We start from the raw sequence: 406 nt of genomic DNA, 5'->3' as shown, positions 1-406 counted from the left end.
CCCTCCCCATCAGAGTTAACATACACACACTCAAACAACAGGAGGGAAAACAAGCTATGTCAAATTGGCCAGAATGGTTTCTGGAAGCATTACGCCAGCGGTTTTATCAGTTGGAACTAACCAGTGAACAACAGGCTTCAAATCTACCAGAGGACAAAAATCTATTCACGCAAATGGATCAATTCAAAATGAATCAAAACGAGGATATTCAACATCTACTATCCGAATGGGAAGAAGCCATAGGCTATCAGCTAAGTCAGGACAGACAGTCCATCTATATGGAAGGAGTAAAAGACGGGATTCGATTGATCCTTCCCGTCATACAACCCACAGTTACTCGTTAGCTTTTGATCACTTTAGCCTATGTTTCTGTTAATCCAATATTTCATCTATGCTCATTCCACTA

Annotated in this window: 1 protein-coding gene; it reads left to right on the top strand. The window is 40.9% G+C overall.

From position 1 onward, the window contains the following. The first annotated feature begins 56 nt into the window (after positions 1–56). On the top strand, positions 57–344 hold the full coding sequence (locus L693_RS30525; RefSeq protein WP_025717111.1) for a hypothetical protein: 288 nt from the start codon (positions 57–59) through the stop codon (positions 342–344). The last annotated feature ends 62 nt before the right edge of the window (positions 345–406 follow it).

It is taken from the genome of Paenibacillus sp. 1-18 (assembly GCF_000520755.1).
GTDB classification, from domain to species: domain Bacteria; phylum Bacillota; class Bacilli; order Paenibacillales; family Paenibacillaceae; genus Paenibacillus; species Paenibacillus brasilensis.
The sequence above is the reverse complement of the archived record's forward strand: the minus strand, read 5'-3'. Positions and strand labels throughout refer to the sequence as shown.

What these genes read in the sequence shown, in the direction of transcription:
- L693_RS30525 (WP_025717111.1), top strand. Translation starts at nt 57, where the DNA reads ATGTCAAATTGGCCAGAATGGTTTCTGGAAGCATTACGCCAGCGGTTT.